General features: G+C 55.6%; 24 protein-coding genes. 3 read left to right on the forward strand and 21 right to left on the reverse strand.

The window, feature by feature from the left end:
- Nucleotide 1 precedes the first annotated feature (1 nt).
- The 10 genes from rpsE to rpmC form a co-directional block, all read right to left on the reverse strand.
- Nucleotides 2–586 (reverse strand): 30S ribosomal protein S5, encoded by a 585-nt coding sequence (gene rpsE / locus VOY09_RS11065; RefSeq protein ID WP_322895911.1) that lies wholly within the window; start codon nt 584–586, stop codon nt 2–4.
- A 153-nt stretch (nt 587–739) separates the two neighbouring features.
- Nucleotides 740–1,105 carry a 50S ribosomal protein L18 gene (rplR, locus tag VOY09_RS11070; protein WP_322895913.1) on the reverse strand — a complete coding sequence of 122 codons (366 nt, stop codon included), beginning with the start codon at nt 1,103–1,105 and terminating at the stop codon, nt 740–742.
- Between the two features lie 11 nt (nt 1,106–1,116).
- Nucleotides 1,117–1,650 carry a 50S ribosomal protein L6 gene (gene rplF / locus VOY09_RS11075; protein WP_322895915.1) on the reverse strand — a complete coding sequence of 178 codons (534 nt, stop codon included), beginning with the start codon at nt 1,648–1,650 and terminating at the stop codon, nt 1,117–1,119.
- Nucleotides 1,651–1,659: 9 nt separating this feature from the next.
- Nucleotides 1,660–2,052, reverse strand: a complete 393-nt coding sequence (gene rpsH, locus VOY09_RS11080; protein ID WP_322895917.1) for a 30S ribosomal protein S8 — start codon at nt 2,050–2,052, stop codon at nt 1,660–1,662.
- A gap of 12 nt (nt 2,053–2,064) precedes the next feature.
- Nucleotides 2,065–2,370, reverse strand: coding sequence for a 30S ribosomal protein S14 (gene rpsN, locus VOY09_RS11085; RefSeq protein ID WP_322895919.1), 306 nt, complete (start codon nt 2,368–2,370; stop codon nt 2,065–2,067).
- 20 nt (nt 2,371–2,390) lie between these two features.
- Nucleotides 2,391–2,954, reverse strand: a complete 564-nt coding sequence (gene rplE, locus VOY09_RS11090; RefSeq protein ID WP_322895921.1) for a 50S ribosomal protein L5 — start codon at nt 2,952–2,954, stop codon at nt 2,391–2,393.
- Nucleotides 2,954–3,259, reverse strand: a complete 306-nt coding sequence (rplX, locus tag VOY09_RS11095; RefSeq protein WP_322895922.1) for a 50S ribosomal protein L24 — start codon at nt 3,257–3,259, stop codon at nt 2,954–2,956. The genes rplE and rplX overlap by 1 nt, the downstream gene beginning before the upstream one ends.
- Nucleotides 3,260–3,261: 2 nt before the next feature.
- Entirely contained in the window at nt 3,262–3,630 is a 369-nt protein-coding gene (gene rplN / locus VOY09_RS11100) for a 50S ribosomal protein L14 (RefSeq protein WP_019953318.1), read from the reverse strand.
- Between the two features lie 79 nt (nt 3,631–3,709).
- Nucleotides 3,710–3,940 (reverse strand): 30S ribosomal protein S17, encoded by a 231-nt coding sequence (gene rpsQ / locus VOY09_RS11105; RefSeq protein WP_322895924.1) that lies wholly within the window; start codon nt 3,938–3,940, stop codon nt 3,710–3,712.
- A gap of 4 nt (nt 3,941–3,944) precedes the next feature.
- On the reverse strand, nt 3,945–4,151 hold the full coding sequence (rpmC, locus tag VOY09_RS11110) for a 50S ribosomal protein L29 (protein WP_322895926.1): 207 nt from the start codon (nt 4,149–4,151) through the stop codon (nt 3,945–3,947).
- 197 nt (nt 4,152–4,348) lie between these two features.
- Here rpmC and VOY09_RS11115 point away from each other — a divergent pair, with 197 nt between their 5' ends.
- Nucleotides 4,349–4,969 carry a TIGR02466 family protein gene (locus tag VOY09_RS11115; protein WP_322895928.1) on the forward strand — a complete coding sequence of 207 codons (621 nt, stop codon included), beginning with the start codon at nt 4,349–4,351 and terminating at the stop codon, nt 4,967–4,969.
- 103 nt (nt 4,970–5,072) lie between these two features.
- Entirely contained in the window at nt 5,073–5,252 is a 180-nt protein-coding gene (locus VOY09_RS11120; protein WP_322895930.1) for a hypothetical protein, read from the forward strand.
- A 72-nt stretch (nt 5,253–5,324) separates the two neighbouring features.
- On the opposite strand, the gene VOY09_RS11125 is transcribed toward VOY09_RS11120, so the two are convergent.
- The 11 genes from VOY09_RS11125 to rpsJ all read right to left on the reverse strand — a co-directional run bounded on the left by VOY09_RS11125 (nt 5,325) and on the right by rpsJ (nt 12,114).
- Nucleotides 5,325–5,852: a hypothetical protein gene (locus tag VOY09_RS11125; RefSeq protein ID WP_322895931.1), complete on the reverse strand. Its 528-nt coding sequence runs from the start codon at nt 5,850–5,852 to the stop codon at nt 5,325–5,327.
- 181 nt (nt 5,853–6,033) lie between these two features.
- Nucleotides 6,034–6,447 (reverse strand): 50S ribosomal protein L16, encoded by a 414-nt coding sequence (rplP, locus tag VOY09_RS11130; RefSeq protein ID WP_213395666.1) that lies wholly within the window; start codon nt 6,445–6,447, stop codon nt 6,034–6,036.
- Between the two features lie 12 nt (nt 6,448–6,459).
- Nucleotides 6,460–7,176 carry a 30S ribosomal protein S3 gene (gene rpsC / locus VOY09_RS11135; protein ID WP_322895933.1) on the reverse strand — a complete coding sequence of 239 codons (717 nt, stop codon included), beginning with the start codon at nt 7,174–7,176 and terminating at the stop codon, nt 6,460–6,462.
- A complete protein-coding gene (gene rplV / locus VOY09_RS11140; RefSeq protein ID WP_007206610.1) occupies nt 7,176–7,556 on the reverse strand; it encodes a 50S ribosomal protein L22 in 381 nt (126 codons plus the stop codon). Before rplV ends, rpsC begins: the two co-directional genes overlap by 1 nt.
- Nucleotides 7,557–7,559: 3 nt before the next feature.
- Nucleotides 7,560–7,838: a 30S ribosomal protein S19 gene (rpsS, locus tag VOY09_RS11145; protein WP_322890528.1), complete on the reverse strand. Its 279-nt coding sequence runs from the start codon at nt 7,836–7,838 to the stop codon at nt 7,560–7,562.
- A 2-nt stretch (nt 7,839–7,840) separates the two neighbouring features.
- The gene (gene rplB / locus VOY09_RS11150; protein WP_322895935.1) at nt 7,841–8,683 is read right to left on the reverse strand and encodes a 50S ribosomal protein L2; all 843 of its coding nucleotides are present in this window, start codon (nt 8,681–8,683) and stop codon (nt 7,841–7,843) included.
- Between the two features lie 238 nt (nt 8,684–8,921).
- Entirely contained in the window at nt 8,922–9,905 is a 984-nt protein-coding gene (locus tag VOY09_RS11155; RefSeq protein WP_322895937.1) for a hypothetical protein, read from the reverse strand.
- A 115-nt stretch (nt 9,906–10,020) separates the two neighbouring features.
- The gene (locus VOY09_RS11160) at nt 10,021–10,317 is read right to left on the reverse strand and encodes a 50S ribosomal protein L23 (protein WP_322895938.1); all 297 of its coding nucleotides are present in this window, start codon (nt 10,315–10,317) and stop codon (nt 10,021–10,023) included.
- Nucleotides 10,314–10,934, reverse strand: coding sequence for a 50S ribosomal protein L4 (gene rplD / locus VOY09_RS11165; protein WP_322895945.1), 621 nt, complete (start codon nt 10,932–10,934; stop codon nt 10,314–10,316). Before rplD ends, VOY09_RS11160 begins: the two co-directional genes overlap by 4 nt.
- Nucleotides 10,924–11,790, reverse strand: a complete 867-nt coding sequence (gene rplC, locus VOY09_RS11170; RefSeq protein WP_322895940.1) for a 50S ribosomal protein L3 — start codon at nt 11,788–11,790, stop codon at nt 10,924–10,926. Before rplC ends, rplD begins: the two co-directional genes overlap by 11 nt.
- A 12-nt stretch (nt 11,791–11,802) precedes the next feature.
- Nucleotides 11,803–12,114, reverse strand: a complete 312-nt coding sequence (rpsJ, locus tag VOY09_RS11175) for a 30S ribosomal protein S10 (RefSeq protein ID WP_087212326.1) — start codon at nt 12,112–12,114, stop codon at nt 11,803–11,805.
- A 271-nt stretch (nt 12,115–12,385) separates the two neighbouring features.
- Between rpsJ and VOY09_RS11180 the strand changes: the two genes are divergently transcribed.
- Complete coding sequence (locus VOY09_RS11180; protein ID WP_322895944.1) at nt 12,386–13,126, forward strand: YoaK family protein; 741 nt, start codon at nt 12,386–12,388, stop codon at nt 13,124–13,126.
- Nucleotides 13,127–13,183: the final 57 nt, after the last annotated feature.

Genomic DNA, 13,183 nt, shown 5'->3' on the forward strand with positions numbered 1-13,183 from the left:
TTTAAGCCTCCTCGACGACTTGGGCGGATGCTTCAGGCGCGTCATCACGCTTGGGCAGGATGTCGGCGACTTTCTTGCCGCGACGCTGAGCCACGTTGCGCGGTGACTGCTCTTTTTGCAGGCCGTCCATCGTGGCGCGGATCATGTTGTAAGGGTTCTGCGACCCGATGGATTTGGACACGACGTCCTGCACACCCAGCATTTCGAACACGGCACGCATTGGACCACCGGCGATGATCCCGGTACCGGCAGGGGCTGTACGCATCACAACACGGCCTGCGCCATGGCGGCCTTCGATGTCGTGGTGCAAGGTGCGGCCGTCGCGCAGGGCGACGCGGATCATCTGGCGTTTCGCCTGTTCAGTCGCCTTGCGGATCGCCTCGGGGACTTCTTTTGCTTTGCCTTTGCCGAAACCGACGCGGCCTTTTTGATCACCAACAACGACAAGCGCGGCAAAGCCGAAACGCTTACCACCTTTGACGGTCTTGGACACGCGGTTGATCGCGACCAGACGGTCGGCAAACTCGGGTGTTTGTTCTTCACGGGGACGGCGGTTGCCGCCACGGTTGTTATCACGTTCTGCCATAGGTGGCGTCCTTGTGTTATTGCCCGAGGGCGTTGTCCAATCGCGGTCGAAGCCGGATCATCGAGACCGGGATGAACCCCGACCTACTGTTTGGAATTGCAGCCGGGGCAAGCCTCGGCCTGCGTAGGGCGGGGTTCACCCCGCCGCACGTCTTTAGATCTTCAACCCACCTTCGCGGGCTGCTTCGGCAAGGGCTTTGATCTTGCCGTGGAACAGAAAACCGCCACGGTCGAAATAAGCCTGCTCGACACCAGCCGCCTTGGCGCGTTCTGCGATTGCAGCACCGACCTTGGCCGCGGCCTCGACATTGTTCTTGCCGACAACGCCCAGATCTTTTTCGAGCGAGGATGCCGACGCAAGCGTCACACCATTCACATCGTCGATCAGCTGGACGCTGATGTTTTTGTTGCTGCGGTGAACCGAAAGACGCGCGCGTCCCTGGTTGGCAGTGATGCCCCGCAGTTTGTTCCGAACGCGCATACGGCGTTTCAGAAACAGTGCTCTTTTGCTGTTTGCCATCTGTGCGTCCTTTACTTCTTCTTGCCTTCTTTGCGGAAGATGAATTCGCCTTTGTACTTGATACCCTTGCCTTTATACGGCTCGGGCTTGCGCCATTCGCGGATATTCGCCGCGACCTGACCCACAAGCTGCTGGTCGATCCCTTCCACAGTGATCTCTGTCTGCTTCGGGGCTGTCACGGTGACGCCCTCCGGCACTTCAAAGTTCACATCGTGGCTGTAACCCAATGCCAGTTTCAGGGTGTTGCCCTGCATCGTGGCACGATACCCCACACCGCTGATCTCAAGCTCTTTCTTGAAACCAGTGGTCACGCCGGTCACCAGGTTTTCGACCTGGCTGCGCGACATGCCCCACTGCTGCCGCGCCCGTTTGGACGTGCCACGTGGTGTGATGCTGACGATATTGCCATCTACTTTGATGGTGACATCGTCTGTCGCTTTGAACGTGCGGGTGCCCTTTGGGCCTTTGACTTCAACGGTTTGACCAGACACCGACGCAGTGACGCCAGAGGGTAGCTCAACCGGTTTTTTACCAATACGAGACATGTTTTCCCCTTAGAACACTGTGCAGAGCACTTCGCCGCCAATTTTGGCCGCCCGTGCATTTGCGTCCGTCATCACACCTTTGGAGGTGGAGACAATCGACACGCCCAGGCCCTGACGGACGGAAGGCAGGTCATTGGCACCCAGGTAAACGCGACGACCGGGTTTAGAGACCCGCTTCACTTCGCGAATGACTGGAGTGCCTTCGTAATATTTCAGCTCGACATTGAATGCAGGGTGGCCATCTTTGCCATCCTTCTTGTCGTAGCCGCGGATGTAGCCTTCTGCGACCAGCACATCCAACACCCAAGCGCGCAGTTTCGACGCCGGTGTCTCCACCGAAGCCTTGCCGCGCATCTGACCGTTGCGGATGCGTGTCAGCATATCACCGATAGGATCGTTCATATCAAATTCTCCTTACCAGCTCGACTTGACCATACCGGGAATTTCGCCATTGGAACCAAGGTTCCGCAGCGCGATCCGGCTGATCTTGAGTTTGCGGTAATAGGCGTGTGGACGCCCGGTGAGCTGGCAACGGTTGTGCAACCGCACAGCCGAGGAATTGCGCGGCAATTCTGCAAGCTGCAGAGTCGCCTTGAACCGCTCTTCCACGGGCTTGGACTGGTCGTTGATGATTGCCTTCAACGCCGCACGCCGTGTAGCGAATTGTGCCACCAGCTTTTCGCGCTTTTTCTGGCGCTCGATCATGGATTTCTTAGCCATTTGTCAAATCTCCCTAACGCTTAGCTGTTGAATGGCATGTTGAAGAGCTTCAACAATGCCTTTGCTTCAGCGTCGGTTTGCGCTGTGGTGCAGATAACGATGTCCATTCCCCACATCTCATCGACTTTGTCGAAGTTGATTTCGGGAAACACGATATGTTCTTTCAGGCCAGTGGCATAATTGCCGCGACCGTCAAAGGACTTACCAGAAACACCACGAAAGTCGCGGATACGGGGCATGGCAACCGTGATCAGACGATCAAGGAATTCATACATCCGGTCGCCGCGCAGCGTGACCTTGGCGCCCAGCGGCATGTCTTCACGAACCCGGAAACCCGCGATGGATTTCTTGGCAACCGTGGTCAATGCTTTCTGCCCGGCGATGGTTGTCAGATCTTCCTGTGCGGATTTGGCTTTCTTGCTGTCACGGACAGCTTCTGCGCCACAACCGATGTTCAGGACGATCTTGTCCAGACGCGGGATCTGCATTTCGTTTTTATAGCCGAATTCTTCCTTCATCGCAGCGCGAATGCGGGAAACATAATCAGCCTTCAGGCGGGGGGTGTAGTTTGCAGCGTCAAGCATCAGATCACATCCCCTGTTGTCTTGGCGAAGCGCACTTTGTTTTCGCCTTCGATACGGAAACCAACGCGGGTCGGTTTGCCGTTTTTGTCAACGATCGCCAGGTTCGACAGCTGGATCGGCATCGCTTTTGGCGTGCGGCCACCCTGGCTGGTCTGGGATTGTTTCTGGTGACGGATCGCCATGTTGATACCTTCAACAACGGCTTTGCCGGACTTGGGATCAACGGCAGCAATCGTGCCCTTCATGCCTTTGTCTTTGCCGGCAAGAACGATCACGTCGTCGCCTTTACGGAGTTTCGCAGCCATGGTTACAGCACCTCCGGAGCGAGTGAGATGATTTTCATAAAGTTCTTTGCGCGCAGCTCGCGAACAACTGGCCCGAAGATACGGGTGCCGATAGGCTCGTTGTTGTTGTTGAGGATGACAGCAGCATTGCTGTCAAAGCGGATGGCGGTGCCATCTTCGCGGAACACTTCTTTGGCGGTGCGCACGACGACGGCCTTACGGACGTCACCTTTCTTTACGCGACCACGAGGAATGGCTTCCTTCACCGATACGACAATAATGTCACCGACACTTGCGTAACGGCGGTGGGAACCACCCAGAACCTTGATGCACTGAACACGGCGAGCGCCGCTGTTGTCAGCTACATCCAGATTGGTCTGCATCTGGATCATTTGGTTTCCTTCCGACCTTTGGGGAATTTCCGATTTCCGACCGGAGCCCCAGGGTTTCGTTGAACCGAAAAGTTACTGCTTAAGAAGCAATAACCTCCCAGCGTTTGGTTTTCGATTTTGGCGCACATTCCTGGATGCGGACAGAATCGCCCACGTTGAATGTGTTGTTTTCGTCGTGCGCCCGGTATTTCTTGGACTTACGGACGGTTTTTTGCAGCAAAGGGTGCTTGAAGCGACGTTCGACCGATACAGTCACGGTCTGTGCGTTCTGGTTGCTTGTGACAACACCTTGAAGGATACGCTTAGGCATTCTCTTAAGCCTCCGAAGCCGCAGCAGCGGCCTTTTCGTTCAGAATTGTTTTGACGCGTGCAGCATTGCGACGTGCAGCGCGGAAACCAGCAGTATTTTCCAACTGGCCAGTTGCCTGCTGAAAGCGCAGGTTGAACGATTCTTTTTTCAGTTTCACCAGCTCATCACGAAGCTGATCGGGCGTTTTATCCCGCAGTTCATTGGCGTTCATGCCATTTTCCTTTGTCAACATCACCGGCAGGCCGCGCAAAGCGTTACCCGATTCCCGATGGAGTGGGGGTAGAAGTGCGCCGTTTAGCCCCCCTGCCCCAATAAAGCAACCCCTTGCGGCACAGTGCTTTGCGCAAAGCACAGGGACTGTGCCAAGCTGCACTATACCGTCGCGCATAAAGTGGATATGACAGTCGGATGACAGATATAAAATTGCTCTTCGCCACACAGCTTTATCACGCCAAACTTTCCGCCCATGGCGCGATCAATACGGCGGAATTGGAAAACTCCTGCCTTGTCATCGCCGATGATGATGAGGCCGGGCAACAATGGTGCGAGGAACAGGGTTATCCCGGATACACCTCTTACGCCTCGCTGACCGACTTGCCCTGGCGGTTCCCGATCTTCAAGGATCTGGTCAAAGTGCTGGACAAGCATGTCGCGGGTTTTGCCAAGGATCTGGATTTCGATCTTGGTGACAAAGCGCTGAAGCTGGAAGATATATGGATCAACATCCTGCCACCCGGCGGGATCCATACTGGCCATATCCATCCGCATTCGGTGATCAGCGGCACGACCTATGTCGCCATGCCCGATGGGGCCAGCGCGATCAAATTTGAAGACCCGCGCCTTCCCATGATGATGGCCGCCCCGCCCCGCCTGAAAACCGCGCGCGAGGCTTTGCGGCAGTTTGTCTATGTCGCCCCCGCAGTGGGTGATGTCTTGTTATGGGAAAGCTGGCTGCGCCACGAGGTCCCCATGAACATGGCCGAGGAAGAAGAGCGCATCAGCGTCAGCTTTAATTATAGCTGGGGATAAAACAGCGGAGCCGACGCAGCGAGGATTGTTTCGGAATGACCGTTTTTTCACCGCAAAATCACCGCAATCCGCCCCGATACTTCCAGCAGAGGAGTGAGAATTGATGCAAAATCTACAACGCCCGACCGAAGCTGACCGCGCCGCACAGGCCTTTTACGGCCAGCCTGCGGATCTCTTTGCCAAGCAAATTGCGCAGATCTGCCGCAATGACAGCCGCCTGATCGCAGCCTTTGAACGCACCCGCGACACTTACATTGGCAAAAGCAGCGCGGAACACTGCTGACAGGATATGTCCTTGGCAGGCGTGTGCGCAATGATCGTCAGGATCAAGCCGCACCCGCCTCCAAAACCAGCTTTAGAAACTGATACCGATCAGCGCCTGCGCGCTTTGTTCGGTGACGCGCAGACCAATCAGGGCATGGTCAAAGGTGATGGTTAACATCGCGCCATAGTTCAGTTCATATTCCGTCTCCGGATCCCGGTCGGCATAGCATTGAAATCCGATGAATGAATCCGGGCAATCTTTGACAGATTCGCGAAAGCCGATAATCGCGGACAGATCGGTCCGCATGTCTTCCGACCAATAGAGATTTCCGCCAAGTACCGCGTTGAACGAATAGGCTTGTTTCAGCGCGTTTGATCCAAAGGTGGAATCGAGCATTTCCCCCTCGCCCGCGATATCAAACCCAAATACGACCGACTGGGTTGAAGGGAAAAACAGGGCCCCAAGGACAAAGGGGGTGTCATCGATCTGCAGCTCTGCGCCGTCGTTGTTGACGCCCATACCGCCATAGAAAGCACCGCTCTGCTCGGCCTGCGCCATATTGGCCGATCCCAGAATGAGACCGAGAAAGAGCGGCACAAAAGACTTTAGATTCAACATTTCGACAACCATTCAACCACTACAGGAAATACCTGCCATCGCTTCGCGGCAAAACTATGGTTTCAACCTGAAGTTTATATGGCGACCGCACTTTTCTTTAAGGTTGCGCAAAGCAAAACCCCCGCCGATCACTCGACGGGGGCTCTATGTCCTGGACCCGTAGGTCGGGGTTAACCCCGACTTACCAGTCTTCGCGCACCACGGTGCGTGTCTTGATCGGCAGTTTCATCGCGGCAAGGCGCAGGGCCTCGCGGGCGACTTCTTCGCTGACGCCGTCGATTTCGAACATCACGCGGCCGGGTTTGACCTTGCATGCCCAGAAATCGATCGAGCCTTTACCTTTACCCATACGTACTTCGATGGGCTTGGATGTCACAGGCAGATCCGGGAAAATCCGGATCCAGACCCGGCCCTGACGCTTCATGTGACGCGTCATGGCGCGACGCGCGGCTTCGATCTGGCGTGCGGTGATCCGCTCTGGCTCGGTCGCTTTCAGGCCATATGTGCCAAAGTTCAGGTCAGACCCGCCCTTGGCTTCGCCCCGAATGCGGCCTTTGTGCAGCTTGCGGTGTTTCGTGCGCTTTGGTTGCAGCATCTTCTCTACTCCTTACCTGTCGCGACGCGGGCCGCCAGGACCGCGCGGGATAGCGCCTTCCTGAAGCTCGGCATGTTTACGGTCGTGGCCTTGCGGGTCATGCTCCATAATCTCACCTTTGTAGATGAAGACCTTGATGCCGATGATCCCGTAAGGTGTCATGGCTTCGAACAGCGCATAGTCGATATCCGCACGCAAAGTATGCAGCGGCACCCGACCTTCACGATACCATTCGGTCCGCGCGATTTCAGCACCGCCCAGACGACCAGCAAGATTGACCCGGATCCCCAGGGCGCCCATACGCATCGCGTTCTGCACAGCACGTTTCATCGCACGACGGAAAGACACCCGGCGTTCCAGCTGCTGACCGATGGATTCAGCAACAAGGGCTGCGTCCAGTTCGGGCTTGCGGACTTCAACGATGTTGAGGTGCAGTTCCGACTTGGTCAGGTTGGCCAGTTTCTGACGCAGACCTTCGATGTCTGCACCTTTCTTGCCGATGATCACACCGGGACGGGCCGCATGGATCGTGACGCGGCACTTTTTGTGCGGACGTTCGATGATCACGCGGCTGATGCCGGCCTGCGCACATTCCTTGCGGATGAACGCCTTGATCTTGAGGTCTTCCAACAACAGGTCGCCATATTCGCGGGTATTTGCGAACCAGCGGCTGTCCCAGGTGCGGTTGACCTGAAGACGCATCCCGATTGGGTTGACTTTATTACCCATTATGATTGCTCCTCAACTTGACGCACCTTGATGGTCAGTTCTGAAAACGGCTTCACGATCTTGCCGAAACGGCCACGCGCCCGGGGGCGGCCACGCTTCATGATCAGGTTCTTACCGACATAAGCTTCTGCAACGACCAAAGCGTCAACATCCAGGTTATGGTTGTTTTCGGCATTGGCGATGGCCGACTGAAGACATTTCTTCACATCGTCCGAGATCCGCTTTTTCGAGAAAGTCAGGTCCTGCAGGGCCTTTTCGACTTTCTTGCCACGGATCAGCGCAGCAACCAGGTTCAGCTTTTGCGGGGAAGTACGGAGCATGCGCAGTTTTGCCATTGCTTCGTTATCGGCCACGCGGCGGGGATTTTTATCCTTGCTCATGGCTTATTTCCGCTTCGCTTTTTTGTCGGCGGCGTGACCTGTATAGGTCCGTGTTGGCGAATATTCACCAAACTTCTGACCAATCATGTCTTCCGTGACGTTGACAGGGATATGCTTCTTGCCGTTGTAGACCGCAAAGGTCAGACCAACGAACTGAGGCAGGATAGTGGAACGACGCGACCAGATCTTGATCACTTCGTTGCGGCCGCTTTCGCGCGTCGCTTCTGCCTTTTTCAAGACATAGGCGTCGACGAACGGGCCTTTCCATACGGAACGAGCCATAATTACCGACCCTTCTTCTTGGCATGACGCGCGCGCACGATAAGGCGCTGCGATGCTTTGTTCTTGTTACGGGTACGGGTACCTTTGGTATCCTTACCCCATGGGGTCACAGGCGTCCGACCACCGGATGTCCGGCCTTCACCACCACCATGCGGGTGGTCGATCGGGTTCATCGCGACACCGCGCACAGATGGGCGGATGCCCTTGTGACGGTTACGACCGGCCTTACCGATGTTCTGGTTGCTGTTGTCGGGGTTCGACACGGCACCGACGGTCGCCATGCATTCCTGGCGGACCAGACGCAATTCGCCCGACGACAGGCGGATCTGCGCATAGCCACCATCACGACCCACGAATTGGGCGTAGGTGCCGGCTGCACGGGCGATCTGGCCGCCTTTGCCTGCCTTGAGTTCGATGTTGTGAACGATTGTCCCGATGGGCATGCCCGAGAAAGGCATCGCGTTGCCCGGCTTGATGTCAGCCTTGGCGGATGCGATGACCTTGTCACCGATAGCCAGACGCTGCGGCGCCAGAATATAGGTCTGGGTGCCGTCTTCGTACTGGATCAGCGCAATGAATGCTGTCCGGTTCGGATCGTATTCGATCCGCGCGACAACAGCTTTCATATCCAGCTTGTTGCGCTTGAAATCGACGATACGGTAAAGACGCTTTGCGCCCCCACCAATGCGACGCATTGTGATCCGTCCGGTGTTGTTCCGTCCGCCCGATTTGGTCAGACCCTCTGTGAGGGCCTTGACAGGGCGACCTTTCCAAAGCTCCGAACGGTCGATCAGCACCAGCCCGCGCTGGCCCGGCGTCGTCGGTTTGTACGACTTGAGTGCCATGTTAGCTTCTTCCGTTTGCTTGGCGTCCCGGTGTCATCCGGGACGATGGTTTACAGGGCCCCGAAGGTCCCCAAGTGAAGGGTGTCGGGGTGAACCCCGACCTACGATTGCTCGGTCTGAACCGCGCATCCGCACAATACACAAGGCCCCGGAACGAATCCGAGGCCGGGCGATTGGTGGCGTATAACGGGGAGGGGGTTGGGTGGCAAGGGGGTGTGGGGTTAGAGGCATCAAAGTGTCATCGCGATGAAAAAAGTTGCTTTGTTCTATCATAGTATAAGGCACTTACGATCTCAGCAGCGTCGCCCAAGAACAGATGCTCATAAGCTCGATAACCTCTTCCAGCACTAAACAACTCGACGTTTTCAGTATCAAAAGCTAGGGATATTCCATTTGGGAGTCCAATTACCAACTCACGTAGAAAAATTGAACACCGCAGTCTATTTAACTCTTCAAAATCACTTCCAACTGGCATGCCAGACGATGTAACTACAATCAAAAGCTGCGATCCCTCCAAATCACTTAAAGATATAAGGTTGCCGTTACCGCGCCAATTCTGCGTATCGGTAGAAATAACAGTTGCGGTGCGCGGATAACTTAAGCGCCTTAATCCATCAAATGCTTTTTCAAAGGTAAACTGAAACGGCTTAGGTTCGAAGAACTGTTCAGTCCAGCATGGATTATTGAGACGAATCTTTAGGTCTTCACCATGCGCACCAAATTGGTCAGACGAGCTATAGGCGAATAGTTCATCAATCGGATGGGTCTTAAAAAAAAGTAAATCAGCTGTCATGTAGCAAAGCGTATTCGCTAAAGTAATGTATCCGGGATCATCCAATGCCAAACTCGCTGAACCAAATGACGGCCTATCATCCACGAATTTATTCGAAATTTCACGCCACACCTCATCAAACGGTTCCAATTCCCAATCCGGCTCAAGCAGGTAGTCAACTGTAATATTGTTAAATGAATAGCTTATTCGAGCCATCTCAGAGAGAATCTCTGTATTTGCGTCAACAATTCGTGCCAAATCACGGGTAGCTTGCCGATCTTGAAGAATTTGTAGACACGCAGCAAGCGCCGCCGATGCAAGAACCCCACTTATACCGATCTTGCCACGAAGAGAGATACGCCCGTCTGACCGTCTAAAGTCCACGAGTGAGCCGTAAACCCCAAAGGCTGCAGTCAAAAGAAAACTAATAAACTTGAAAAGTTCAATCATGATTCATCCTGGGACTTTGACCATTGCATCTTAGCAGAAACGCCACATCATCTAGCAAACAAAAAAGCCCCCGCGTTCCCGCGAGGGCCTCTCTTTATTCAACCTCACCCAAACCTTACAGCCCGGTAGAGATATCAATCGTGTTGCCTGCTTCTAGGGTCACATAGGCTTTCTTCACGTCCCGGCGGGTACCCAGGGCACCGCGGAAACGTTTGACTTTGCCTTTGGTGATCGACGTGTTCACGGCCTTGACCTTCACACCAAACAGCGCCTCGACGGCTTGTTTGATCTGGGGTTTGTTGGCGTCGATCGCCACTTCAAACACAACCGCATTGGCTTCAGAAGCCATGGTTGCCTTTTCCGTGATGATCGGCTTGCGGATCACGTCGTAATGTTCGGCTTTCACGCTCATGACAAACGAGCCTCCAGTGCTGCGACGCCTGCTTTGGTCAGGACGAGCGTGTCCGACTTCAGGATGTCGTAAACGTTGGCACCCATGGATGGGAGAACGTTCAGGGTTTCGATGTTGGCGGCTGCGCGGGCGAAGTTTTCGTTCACTTCGGCCCCGTCGATGATCAGCGCACGTTTCCACCCCAAAGACCCGACCATTTTGGCCAGAACCGAGGTTTTTGCGTCCGTCACATCGATGCTGTCCACGATCACCAGCTCACCTGCCGCAACTTTCGCGGACAGAGCATGCTTGAGACCCAGCGCGCGGAACTTTTTAGTCAGCTCATGCGCGTGGCTGCGTGGGGTCGGGCCCTTGTAGGTACCACCGTGACGGAAGATCGGCGCGCCTTTAGACCCGTGACGTGCGCCACCAGTGCCTTTTTGGCGATAGATCTTCTTGGTGGAATAGGACACTTCCGACCGGCCCAGCACGTCGTGCGTACCTGCCATAGCCTTGTTGCGCTGCCAGCGGACAACGCGGTGCAAGATGTCCTTGCGTGGCTCCAGACCAAAGATCGCGTCGTTCAATTCGACGGAACCGGCCTTTGCGCCTTCCAGATTGATTGCATCAGCCTTCATTTTTGTCACCACCCTCAACAGCGTTGGTTTCATCGACGGTGTTCGCGCCTTCTGCCAATTCTTTCTCAGCAGCTTCCAGTGCGGCCTGTTCTGCTTCAGCAGCGGCTTTTGCAGCAGCGGCTTCTTCAGCAGCAGCGGCAGCAGCGGCCTCTTCGGCAAGACGCTTGGCTTCTTCATCCAGCGACTTCAGACCAGCAGGGTACATCACGTTTTCAGGTGTCGGCTTTTTGACCGCATCCTTCAACGTCACCCAGCCGCCACGCGAACCGGGAACAGCGCCTTTGACCATGATCAAGCCACGGTCGGCATCGGTGCGGATCACTTGCAGGTTCTGGGTGGTCACGCGGGCAGAGCCCATGTGGCCGGCCATTTTCTTGCCTTTGAACACCTTGCCCGGATCCTGACACTGGCCAGTGGAACCGTGCGAACGGTGGCTGACGGACACACCGTGCGATGCACGCAGACCGCCAAAGTTGTGCCGTTTCATCGCACCGGCAAAACCTTTACCAATGGATGTGCCGGACACGTCCACGAACTGACCTTCGAAATAATGGTTCGCGGTGATGGTTTCACCGACGTTGATCATGTTTTCGGGGGCAACGCGGAATTCGGCAACCTTGCGCTTTGGTTCGACCTTGGCAGCCGCAAAATGGCCACGCATGGCCTGGCTTGTACGCTTTGCCTTGGCAGCACCAGCACCCAGCTGGACAGCGACATAGCCGTCTTTGTCAGCGGTGCGCTGTGCAACAACCTGCAGGTTTTCGAGCGAAAGAACGGTGACAGGGATCTGCCGCCCGTCTTCCATGAACAACCGAGTCATGCCCAGTTTCTTTGCGATAAGTCCTGTACGGAGCATCAGTAATCCTCCTTACACGGAAATCTGGACGTCGACGCCAGCAGCCAGGTCGAGCTTCATCAGCGCGTCCACGGTTTGCGGTGTCGGGTCAACGATGTCGAGCAGACGCTTATGCGTGCGGATCTCGAACTGATCGCGGGATTTCTTGTCGATATGCGGGCCGCGCAGAACAGTGAACTTTTCGATCTTGTTCGGCAGTGGGATCGGGCCGCGCACAGATGCGCCAGTGCGCTTGGCTGTGCTAACGATTTCTGCAGTGCTCGCATCGAGCACCCGGAAATCAAACGCCTTAAGGCGGATACGGATGGTTTGGCTGGCTGCCATTTCATCACCCCTTTGATAGGGTCTAGATCGGAGAGGAGGATCATGGCTCATCCAGAACCCTCATCGCGTCTTTTGGTCCAACATAAAAAGGGCACGCATGGCGTACCCTTGATCGGATTGGGGCCGTATAGGGACAAGCGCCCTGTCTGGCAAGGGCTGATTGCGCATTTGCGCAAGATCGGCGCGGCCTTGCGTTTGTGGGCTATTGGTGGTGCTGTTGCCGTGCATCTACACCAGTTTTGGGCGCGGATGCAGTACGAAAGGCACCAGAATGGTAAGGAATCTGTCGCGGCATCTGACCGGCGCAAGCCGCACCGAATCGGGGAACCGCAATCTTGGATATCTGTTGGCCTTTGTAGCCGGTGCCATCAATGCAGGCGGGTTTCTGGCGGTGCAGCAATATACGTCCCATATGACGGGGATCGTATCCGAAATGGCGGATCTGATTGCGCTGGGGCATTATCGGATCGCGCTGTTCGGGCTGCTCTGTCTGGCGACCTTCGTCAGCGGGGCGGCTGTCACTGCACTTTTAGTGAATTATGCGCGTAGCCGGCAATTGCAAAGCGAATATGCGATCCTGCTGCTGGTAGAGGCTTCGCTGCTGATGGCCTTCGGTATCCTCGGAACCCAGATCGCCGAAATGCAGGGCGTCTTTGTCACCGTCACAATCTTGCTGTTGTGTTTTGTGATGGGGCTGCAGAATGCGGTGATCACCAAGATTTCCGGCGCGGTGATCCGCACCACCCATGTCACCGGCATTGCTACCGATCTGGGGATCGACCTGGGGCGCTGGCTGTTTCGCCGCAGCGCGCGTAATGCCAGCTTTGTCCCAACGCCACAGCGGATGCCGATGCTGGCGATTCTGCTGGTATCGTTCTTTGTTGGCGGATTGACCGGCGCGATCGGGTTTCAGGCCTTGGGCTATGCTGCGACCTTGCCGCTGGCCGCAGCCTTGATCGCCGCAGCGATCACGCCGGTTTTCGATGATGTGAAAACCCGCAAGCGGCGGTGAAACGCAAAAGGCCGCCCCTTTTGGGAGCGGCCTTTCGTTTGATGTAGGGTGCGTCTT

Source organism: Yoonia sp. 67-2 (genome assembly GCF_035117555.1).
In the GTDB taxonomy this organism is placed as follows: Bacteria; Pseudomonadota; Alphaproteobacteria; order Rhodobacterales; family Rhodobacteraceae; genus Yoonia.

Excerpts from the sequence above, each read along its gene's own strand:
- rplN (WP_019953318.1), bottom strand. The coding sequence starts at position 3,630 with ATGATCCAGATGCAGACCAATCTGGATGTAGCTGACAACAGCGGCGCT.
- rplC (WP_322895940.1), bottom strand. The coding sequence starts at position 11,790 with ATGCTCCGTACAGGACTTATCGCAAAGAAACTGGGCATGACTCGGTTG.
- rplP (WP_213395666.1), bottom strand. The coding sequence starts at position 6,447 with ATGCTGCAACCAAAGCGCACGAAACACCGCAAGCTGCACAAAGGCCGC.
- VOY09_RS11160 (WP_322895938.1), bottom strand. The coding sequence starts at position 10,317 with ATGAGCGTGAAAGCCGAACATTACGACGTGATCCGCAAGCCGATCATC.
- VOY09_RS11180 (WP_322895944.1), top strand. The coding sequence starts at position 12,386 with ATGGTAAGGAATCTGTCGCGGCATCTGACCGGCGCAAGCCGCACCGAA.
- VOY09_RS11155 (WP_322895937.1), bottom strand. The coding sequence starts at position 9,905 with ATGATTGAACTTTTCAAGTTTATTAGTTTTCTTTTGACTGCAGCCTTT.
- rplV (WP_007206610.1), bottom strand. The coding sequence starts at position 7,556 with ATGAGCAAGGATAAAAATCCCCGCCGCGTGGCCGATAACGAAGCAATG.
- rplF (WP_322895915.1), bottom strand. The coding sequence starts at position 1,650 with ATGTCTCGTATTGGTAAAAAACCGGTTGAGCTACCCTCTGGCGTCACT.
- rpmC (WP_322895926.1), bottom strand. The coding sequence starts at position 4,151 with ATGAACGCCAATGAACTGCGGGATAAAACGCCCGATCAGCTTCGTGAT.
- rplR (WP_322895913.1), bottom strand. The coding sequence starts at position 1,105 with ATGGCAAACAGCAAAAGAGCACTGTTTCTGAAACGCCGTATGCGCGTT.
- rplE (WP_322895921.1), bottom strand. The coding sequence starts at position 2,954 with ATGCTTGACGCTGCAAACTACACCCCCCGCCTGAAGGCTGATTATGTT.
- rpsJ (WP_087212326.1), bottom strand. The coding sequence starts at position 12,114 with ATGGCAGCCAGCCAAACCATCCGTATCCGCCTTAAGGCGTTTGATTTC.
- rpsE (WP_322895911.1), bottom strand. The coding sequence starts at position 586 with ATGGCAGAACGTGATAACAACCGTGGCGGCAACCGCCGTCCCCGTGAA.
- VOY09_RS11125 (WP_322895931.1), bottom strand. The coding sequence starts at position 5,852 with ATGTTGAATCTAAAGTCTTTTGTGCCGCTCTTTCTCGGTCTCATTCTG.
- rplB (WP_322895935.1), bottom strand. The coding sequence starts at position 8,683 with ATGGCACTCAAGTCGTACAAACCGACGACGCCGGGCCAGCGCGGGCTG.
- rplX (WP_322895922.1), bottom strand. The coding sequence starts at position 3,259 with ATGGCTGCGAAACTCCGTAAAGGCGACGACGTGATCGTTCTTGCCGGC.
- rpsQ (WP_322895924.1), bottom strand. The coding sequence starts at position 3,940 with ATGCCTAAGCGTATCCTTCAAGGTGTTGTCACAAGCAACCAGAACGCA.
- VOY09_RS11120 (WP_322895930.1), top strand. The coding sequence starts at position 5,073 with ATGCAAAATCTACAACGCCCGACCGAAGCTGACCGCGCCGCACAGGCC.
- rpsC (WP_322895933.1), bottom strand. The coding sequence starts at position 7,176 with ATGGGTAATAAAGTCAACCCAATCGGGATGCGTCTTCAGGTCAACCGC.
- rpsS (WP_322890528.1), bottom strand. The coding sequence starts at position 7,838 with ATGGCTCGTTCCGTATGGAAAGGCCCGTTCGTCGACGCCTATGTCTTG.
- rpsH (WP_322895917.1), bottom strand. The coding sequence starts at position 2,052 with ATGAACGATCCTATCGGTGATATGCTGACACGCATCCGCAACGGTCAG.
- rplD (WP_322895945.1), bottom strand. The coding sequence starts at position 10,934 with ATGAAGGCTGATGCAATCAATCTGGAAGGCGCAAAGGCCGGTTCCGTC.
- rpsN (WP_322895919.1), bottom strand. The coding sequence starts at position 2,370 with ATGGCTAAGAAATCCATGATCGAGCGCCAGAAAAAGCGCGAAAAGCTG.
- VOY09_RS11115 (WP_322895928.1), top strand. The coding sequence starts at position 4,349 with ATGACAGATATAAAATTGCTCTTCGCCACACAGCTTTATCACGCCAAA.